Raw genomic sequence first — 7463 nt, forward strand, 5'->3', positions numbered from 1 at the left:
CTCGAACGACGACGTCACCCTACCGGCCCCTCAGGTGAGGCCGACGATCGTGGCGCTCGCGCTGAGGGCGACGACGACGGCCCCGGCGGCGGGGAGCAGCGTGAACCGGTTTTCGCGCGTGTTCCCGTTGACGTCCATGCCGAACGGGATGTCCGTGCCGCCCGTCGCGTTCCAGGGCATGACGTGTGCCGTGACCGTCATCGAGGTCTGGCCGGTCGCCGTCACCTCCGCCACGAGCATGCTGTCCTTCAGCGGAACGAACCCCCTCCCCCAGTCGGGGTGATCGCCCTGGTCCGGCGTCGGAGCGGTCCTCGCCCCGCCGGCGGCGTGCGACTCCGAGCGGTTCTCCGCGCGCGGGAGCACGTGGCCGTCGGCGGTGAAGCGGTCGAGCGAGGCCTCGCTCCCGGTGACGGCCTTGACCGCCTTCCCCGTCTCCTGGTCCAGCACCAGGTCCTTCTCGTCCGCGATCCGCAGCCGCACGGCGCTGAGATCGTAGGAGGGGATGATCTCGACGTAACCCGACCTCTCGCTCTCGTGCCGCCACACCTCGGTGCCGTCGGCGGGGTCGAGGCCGGTCACCTCGGTCTCCTCACCGCAGTCGGACACCACGGCGACGACGTCACGCAGCACCACGTACGGTTTCACCAGCCAGCGGTCGACGTGGCAGCCCTTCCGCACGGGATGCTCCCAGACATGCTTCGCGGGATCCGCCGGGTCTCTTCCGATCATCGTGCCGTCGCGGGAGATGCCGACGAGGCCGTGCGAGGCCGGATCGGTGTCCGCGAACGGCCGCCCGGCGTGCTCGGCCCGCACCTCGCCGGTGCGGGCGTCCAGCACCACCGTGCGCCCCCTGGTCTGTTCCTCCCCCATTTCCTGGCCGAAGGTGAGCACCATGACGCTCCCGTCGGGGGCGACCTCGAACCCGGTGGCCGCCGCGGCGGGCCTGCGGTAGTGCCAGCGCTCGCGGCCCGTACGAGTGTCCAGCGCCACGACGCCGTCGCCGGTCCTCACCAGCGCGTTGCCGCCGGCGACCGCCACCTGTCTGGCGGGAGTGCCGTCCGGCACGTTCCAGCGCCAGGCGAGCCTGCTCACCGACCCGGCCACGACCGCCTCAGGAAGGGCGCTCTCGCCCGCGGTGACGGCCTCGACCGGAAGCGTCGCGCCGGCGAGCGACATCGCGGCCAGCACCGCCGCCGTGGCGGCCAGCCCGGTGCCCATGCCCGCGAAGGGCTTGACCCTGAAGTCGGGCACGACCACCGCCATGAGCACGATCCCGGCCGCGGCGGCCACGAGGCCCGTGCCGAAGAGGATCTCACCGTGCTCCGGCAGCCCTCCTGCGAACGTCTGCCGCGCCCGCCCGATCCCATACAGAGCCAGTGGTACGGCGACGAAGGCCACCGCGATGGCCCGTACGCGCACGGTGACCTGCGCCTCTACCAGCCCGGGGGCGTCCCCCTCCGCGCGAGCCGTCGCGCGCGCCAGCGGGATCAGGTCGATCACCAGCCAGACCAGCAGCCCGAGCGCCAGCAGGAGCCCGAGGTTGATCAGGATCGGCAGCTCGACGGGCAACGGGCGCCGCAGGAAGTACCCCCATCCCGCCGCGCCTATCCCAGCCAGGGCGACCCCCGCCCCTAACCATCCCTTCCGCACACTTGTGCAACGCACTTTCTGACAATCTGGTTCCACGGCCTGATAACGATCGGGTCATCGGCGCCGCCGCGCGTAAGCGCTGATGGACCGGCGCGTGGCGGCCGTCCTGCACTATCTGGAGAACGGAAACAGTAGTGCTGGCCCTACCCCGGCTTTCCGGCGCACGGGATCGATCAAGGAGGGCCCTGGCCGACAGGCTTGGTGGTGTCAGAAACGCCCCGCCAAGCACGGAGAACTCCCATGAAGAAGCCCCTCGCCCTCATGATCGCGGCGCTGGCCACCGCCGCCGGGCTGGCCGCCCCCGCGTACGCCCAGGCCCCCGCGGACCCCGTGCAGGCGGATCTGAACAAGCTGGTCCCCGACTTCCCCGGGGCGTTCGCCACCGTACGTGACGCGGACGGGAAGACCCGGAGCTACACCGCGGGTATGGCGGACCTGGAGACCGAGGCGGAGATCCCGGCCGACGCGCGGGCGCGGATCGGCAGCGCCACCAAGATGTTCACCAGCGTGATCGTCCTGCAGCTCGCCGGCGAGGGCAAGGTCGAGCTGGACGCGCCGATCGAGAAGTACCTGCCCAAGCTCATCCGCGGCAACGGCAACGACGGCCGTAAGATCACCGTCCGCCGGCTGCTCCAGCACACCAGCGGCCTGCCGAACTACACCAAGTACATCCCGCCGATCTCCGAGCTCCAGCACCAGTACATGGAGCCCAGGGAGACGCTGGACCTGGCGCTGGCGCACAAGCCGTCGTTCGCGCCCGGCAAGAGCTGGGAGTACAGCAACACCGGCTACACCGTGCTCGGCCTGCTCGTCCAGAAGGTCACCGGGCGGCCGATCGGCGAGGTGATCACGGACCGGATCATCGAGCCGCTCGGGCTGCGCGACACCTACTGGCCCTCGCTCGGCGAGCAGGTCATCCGCGGGCCGCACCCCAAGGGGTACGCGGTCAAGAAGCCCGGCGAGCCCCCGACGGACGTCACGAACCTGGACCCGTCATGGGGATGGGCGGCCGGGGAGCTCGTCGCCACCCCCGGTGACGTCAACCGCTTCCTCGTCGGGCTGATGGACGGCAAGCTGCTCAAGCCGGCGCAGCTCCAGCAGATGAAGCAGACGGTCGAGGCCCCCGGGCTGATGAAGGGCTGGCGTTACGGGCTCGGGCTGATCAAGTTCCCGCTGAGCTGCGGGGGTTACGCGTGGGGCCACGGCGGCGACATCGACGGCTTCGAGACCCGCAACGGCATCACCGAGGACGGCCGCGCGGCCACGGTCGCCGTGACCGCTCTGCCCACCTCGCAGGCCTCCGCGGACCGCGTCAACGCCACACTCGACAGCGCCCTGTGCGCCGGAAAGTAGATCAGTCGCCCAAATCGCGGGCGACGTTGTCCAGCCGGATCGCCAGGTCCTCCAGGGCCTGGTCGGACAGCTCACCCTCCGGCAGCCGGGCCGCGATCTCGTCACGGCGCGCGATGACCAGCATCTTGTGCGCGTCGTCCACCTCGTTCGCGGGCAGGACCACGCACTCACCACGGACGTACACCAGCGTGGCGTCGGGGTGCTCCGACTGCAGCAACTGGCGAACGCATTCGTAATCGATGAGAGACATCTCCGCTCCTCTACCCCGGACTAGACCTCAGCAGGGCGTTTACCCAGATAGCCGCCCTATTCACCCGAAGGTCGGCGGGCCTCCGTCGGAACGCGTTCGCCGCACGCTGAACCCCACGAGGTACACGGCCGCCGCCAGCGCCACGACGGCCGGCGGGATCGCCAGGAGCGGCTGCCCGACCAGCAGGGCCAGCACAGTCAGGACCACCCCGGCGAGCAGCCCGAGCGCGGCGGCCAGCAGGCGCACGCTGAGCCGGCTGGAGGGCTGCGGCGACTTCGGCCACTCCCCGTGGCCGCCTCCGGGCACGTCGGGCACGCCGGTGTCGCTCACCACGCCGGAGGGGCTGATCTCCTCGGGAGGCGGCGGCTCACGCAGTACGGGAGCGAAGAACTCGTCCTCGGGATCGTTGTCTCGCCTCTTCATCCTGAATCACCTCGCCAGATCGGCTTCGTCCAGCTCGTGCAGGAACGGGTTGACCACGGCGTTGAGCTCGGCAAGGAGCGCTTCGAGCGAGGCCTGCGCGTCGTCGAGGTTCGGCAGCCCCTCGGCCCGCGCGTGGGTGGGCGTGGGCAGGCGGTCCACCGGCAGGGGCACCCGGAGCTCCAGCGTGCTCAGCGCGGTCGGCCGCTCGTACGGCGGCGGCACGTACGTCGGCTCCTGGCGCTGCCAGGTCCACCACCCCGCGGGCAGCCCGACCTGGGGCGGGGCCGCGAGCTCGACCACAGCGAGCAGCCCTGCCGCCTCCTCTGGCCGGTGGCAGGTCGCGTCCAACACCCGCGGATGGCGGCGTACGTAAGCATGCTCCGCCACTGGGCGCGTGGCCACCTCCCACGCGCCCAGCGCGAAGTGCAGCGGGTCCAGCGTGACGCCGCCCGCGGCCGGTTCACCGTCCACGGCCTCGAACGCGTGCCTCCACTTGCGCAGCTCTTCGCCGTAACGTTCCTGCGCGTTGCCCTGGTCCTCGCCGTCATGCCCTCGTGCGGCGCCGATCCAGAAGGCCTGCGTGCCGGCCATGCGCCTCCCCCGTGTCAGCCCTTGATCTCGATGCGGCGGGCGCGGCCCTTCTCGGTCTTGGGCACGCGCACGGTCAGGATGCCGTCGGCCAGCTCGCCGCCGATGTGCTCGGTGTCGGCGTCGCTGGGCAGGACCGTCCGGTAGACGAACCGGCCGGTGCGCCGCCGCAGCATGTTGCCCTTCTCCTCCTCGTTGATCTCCCCGGACACGCAGAGCTCGCTGTCGTTGACCTCGACGTTGATGTCCTCCCGCCTGATGCCGGGAAGCTCGGCACGTACGACGTAGGCATCCGAGGTCTCCTCGGTCTCCGCCACCGGCCGCCAGGCGGCGACGTCGGTCTCGGCGCCCTGCTCGAACAGCCGCCCCATCTGATCCCACAACTGCTGGAACTCCGTGAAGGGATCCCACGCCCGTCTCTGCCAGGGCACGCCCGTCTGCGCCGTTCCGCGATTACGCCTTATCGGCAAAGCCACTGCTTTCTCACCCCCGTGCCGTGAGGGGCGCCCTCGCCCCCCTCATCCAGATTCATCCCGTCCTTACCCGCGCCAATACCCGCAAACTCGTCCCGTGAACGGTTCCGTCGCAGGCCAGAGTGGGTGTCGAAGCCATCCGGCAGGGAAGCTGGACAGATATGACCGAGGGAACGCGACGGCATCGAGGGAGCCCGCGATGACGGTCACACTGGCGCTGGCCGGTGACACGATGCTCGGGCGCGGCGTCGCCGACCGGCTCGAGCTGACCGCTGATCCAGCTCACTTCTTCGACACGGGTGTGCGTGCAGTGCTCGCCCGGGCCGACCTCGTCCTGCTCAACCTCGAATGCTGCGTATCGGACCGCGGCCGGCAGTGGGACCCGTTGCGCAAGCCGTTCCACTTCCGCGCTCCGCCCCAGACCGCGGCGATGCTGGCGGAGCTGGGCGTGCACACGGTCACGCTGGCCAACAACCACGCGCTCGACTACGGCCAGGACGCCCTCCTGGACACCCTGGACCACCTGGCGGCCGTCGGCATCCGCACTGTGGGCGCGGGCGCCGACCTCGACCAGGCGTGGGAGCCCGCCGTGCTGGAGGCAGGGGGCATGCGCCTTTCGGTGCTGGGCGTCACCGACCATCCCTCCGAGTTCGCGGCCACCGAGCGCAGGCCCGGCGTCGCGTACGCAGACCTGGGCACCGGGGTGCCGGACCGCCTCACGAACACGATCAGGAGCATGAGCGGCGACGCCGTCCTCGTCTGCGTCCACTGGGGCCCGAACATGACCGCCGCACCCGTCACCCACGTCCGGCGCTCGGCCAGGGCGCTGGTGGGCGCGGGAGCGACCCTGGTGGCCGGACACTCCGCGCACGTCTTCCACGGGGTGGCCGGGCCGGTCCTGTACGACATGGGCGACTTCATCGACGACTACATCGTGGATCCCGAGCTACGCAACGACCTCGGGCTGATCTTCCTGGTCACCCTGGACGAGCACGGTCCGGTACGGCTGAGCGCCGTGCCCATAGCGCTCGACTACTGCCGCACCAGGATGGCGGACGAGGCCGAGTCCGGCTGGATCCGTCACCGCTTCATCAACGCCTGCGCCGACCTCGGCACCGAGGTCCGGCATGAGGCGGGCACGCTCACCGTCGATCTCCGGCCATCGGCGGAGTGACCTGCGCATTTGGGAAGACGCGCCATTCACTTACAGTACTCGGTCAATTGCTGAAAGTGACCATAAGGTGGAGTCAGTGGCCCCAGTGAGGCCTCGGAACCTAGCGAGAGGATCGAGCATGGCGCAGGAACCGAGAATCGACGTCGAGACCAGAGCGGGCTCGGTCAGTGGCAGCCTGACCGAGGAGCAGGTCGAGCGGATCGTCGACGCGCTCGGGGAGCAGGGAGTCTGGTTCGCGGCCCCGCGGCCGCGCGCGGTCGAGGCTCCCAGACCTGACCACGTCTGGGATCTGGTCGGCGACCAGCCGCATGAGGGACGCACGGCGACCGGCCGGGCCGCGGTCTACCTGGCGGAGAGGCACGCCGCACTGACCCGGCCGTTGATCTTCGCCGACGGCTTCGACTACGGGCCCAGCGACCTCGACGCGCTGTGGAGCCGCTTCAACGGGGCCGGTTTCCTCGACCAGCTCCGGGCTATGGGCATCGACGTCATCCTCCTCGGCTTCGACGAGCGGCAGACGTACATCCAGGCCAACGCGGCCGTGGCGGCCACCTGCGTGCGGCGTGCCATCCAGGAGCGGCAGGGCGACCTCCCGCTGGTCGTCGGCGGCGTCAGCCTGGGCGGCGTGATCACCAGGTACGCGCTCGCGCGCCTGGAGAGCGAGGGCCTCGATCACCAGACCGACAAGTACTTCTCCTACGACACACCGCACCTCGGCGCCTGGATCCCGCTGGCGCTCCAGCAGCTCGCCTACCTCCATGAATCACTGCTGCCGCAGTCCGGCGGTCCCGGCCAGGCCGAGCTGATCCGCAGCCCGGCCGCGCAGCAGCTCCTGTGGGGCTGGGTCGAGAGCGAGGACTACTCGGGCCCGGTGACCACCGCCAGCCAGCTGCGTACGGACTTCCTGGACGACCTGCGCAGGGTCGGCTGGTTCCCGATGCGGCCGTACAAGCTGGGCCTGGCCAACGGGGTCGGCAACGGCGTGGGGCCCGACCTGACGCCGGGCACGCCGGTGTTCGACCTGCACCACGACCCACTGCAGCTCACGGCCAGGATCCAGCCGGACGGGGGCGAGCTGCAGGACATCGGCACGATCAAGTTCGGCGCTCCCGTGTGGACGAGTGCCACGTCGCGCGTGCCCGCGTTCGACGGGGCGCCGGGTGGCACGCTGGACTGCTGGGGCAGGGTGGGCGACGCGATCGGGCTGCCGATCCAGGAGCGGTTCCGCAACAGCTGCTTCGTCCCGGCGGTCAGCGCGATCGCCCTGGCCAGGGACCCTTTGCAGTGGCAGGCCGATCTTTACAAGGACCTCAGCGACCTGCCGAAGGACGAGACGTTCCTGGACGCGTTCTGCTGCGACACGGGCAACTCCGCGCACGGCGACGTCTCCAAGGTGCTGATCGACTGGTTCCTGGAGCAGCTCGCCGGTTGGTAGAGCGGAAAAGTGCCGGGGCGGGCGGGCCCGCCCATACGCGGGAGAAAACGGCGCACGGGATGCCCCCCCCGAGCGGGTGGCGGGTGGGGGTGCGGGGGCGGGGGGCGCAGTCGGCGG

General features: G+C 70.6%; 8 protein-coding genes. 3 read left to right on the plus strand and 5 right to left on the minus strand.

What is annotated here, in order from left to right; translation table 11 throughout:
• Positions 1-30: 30 nt before the first annotated feature.
• Positions 31-1650 (minus strand): PQQ-binding-like beta-propeller repeat protein, encoded by a 1620-nt coding sequence (locus AB0J09_RS04620; protein WP_360685050.1) that lies wholly within the window; start codon positions 1648-1650, stop codon positions 31-33.
• A 240-nt stretch (positions 1651-1890) separates the two neighbouring features.
• On the opposite strand from AB0J09_RS04620, the gene AB0J09_RS04625 reads away from it, so the two are divergent.
• Positions 1891-3003: a serine hydrolase domain-containing protein gene (locus AB0J09_RS04625; RefSeq protein WP_360685053.1), complete on the plus strand. Its 1113-nt coding sequence runs from the start codon at positions 1891-1893 to the stop codon at positions 3001-3003.
• A 1-nt stretch (position 3004) separates the two neighbouring features.
• Here AB0J09_RS04625 and AB0J09_RS04630 read toward each other — a convergent pair whose 3' ends face one another.
• The 4 genes from AB0J09_RS04630 to AB0J09_RS04645 are packed head-to-tail and all read right to left on the minus strand — an operon-like array spanning position 3005 to position 4695.
• Positions 3005-3253: a hypothetical protein gene (locus tag AB0J09_RS04630; RefSeq protein WP_360685056.1), complete on the minus strand. Its 249-nt coding sequence runs from the start codon at positions 3251-3253 to the stop codon at positions 3005-3007.
• A 60-nt stretch (positions 3254-3313) separates the two neighbouring features.
• Positions 3314-3676, minus strand: coding sequence for a hypothetical protein (locus tag AB0J09_RS04635; RefSeq protein ID WP_360685059.1), 363 nt, complete (start codon positions 3674-3676; stop codon positions 3314-3316).
• A 6-nt stretch (positions 3677-3682) separates the two neighbouring features.
• A complete protein-coding gene (locus tag AB0J09_RS04640) occupies positions 3683-4267 on the minus strand; it encodes a hypothetical protein (protein WP_360685062.1) in 585 nt (194 codons plus the stop codon).
• A gap of 14 nt (positions 4268-4281) precedes the next feature.
• The gene (locus tag AB0J09_RS04645; RefSeq protein WP_360685065.1) at positions 4282-4695 is read right to left on the minus strand and encodes an Hsp20/alpha crystallin family protein; all 414 of its coding nucleotides are present in this window, start codon (positions 4693-4695) and stop codon (positions 4282-4284) included.
• 241 nt (positions 4696-4936) lie between these two features.
• Between AB0J09_RS04645 and AB0J09_RS04650 the strand changes: the two genes are divergently transcribed.
• Positions 4937-5911, plus strand: a complete 975-nt coding sequence (locus tag AB0J09_RS04650; protein WP_360685068.1) for a CapA family protein — start codon at positions 4937-4939, stop codon at positions 5909-5911.
• A 118-nt stretch (positions 5912-6029) separates the two neighbouring features.
• Positions 6030-7346: a hypothetical protein gene (locus tag AB0J09_RS04655; protein ID WP_360685071.1), complete on the plus strand. Its 1317-nt coding sequence runs from the start codon at positions 6030-6032 to the stop codon at positions 7344-7346.
• Positions 7347-7463 lie beyond the last annotated feature (117 nt).

Source organism: Nonomuraea sp. NPDC049784, assembly GCF_040659615.1.
GTDB lineage: Bacteria > Actinomycetota > Actinomycetes > Streptosporangiales > Streptosporangiaceae > Nonomuraea.

What these genes read in the sequence shown, in the direction of transcription:
- AB0J09_RS04625 (WP_360685053.1), top strand. Translation starts at nt 1,891, where the DNA reads ATGAAGAAGCCCCTCGCCCTCATGATCGCGGCGCTGGCCACCGCCGCC.
- AB0J09_RS04630 (WP_360685056.1), bottom strand. Translation starts at nt 3,253, where the DNA reads ATGTCTCTCATCGATTACGAATGCGTTCGCCAGTTGCTGCAGTCGGAG.
- AB0J09_RS04635 (WP_360685059.1), bottom strand. Translation starts at nt 3,676, where the DNA reads ATGAAGAGGCGAGACAACGATCCCGAGGACGAGTTCTTCGCTCCCGTA.
- AB0J09_RS04640 (WP_360685062.1), bottom strand. Translation starts at nt 4,267, where the DNA reads ATGGCCGGCACGCAGGCCTTCTGGATCGGCGCCGCACGAGGGCATGAC.
- AB0J09_RS04655 (WP_360685071.1), top strand. Translation starts at nt 6,030, where the DNA reads ATGGCGCAGGAACCGAGAATCGACGTCGAGACCAGAGCGGGCTCGGTC.
- AB0J09_RS04650 (WP_360685068.1), top strand. Translation starts at nt 4,937, where the DNA reads ATGACGGTCACACTGGCGCTGGCCGGTGACACGATGCTCGGGCGCGGC.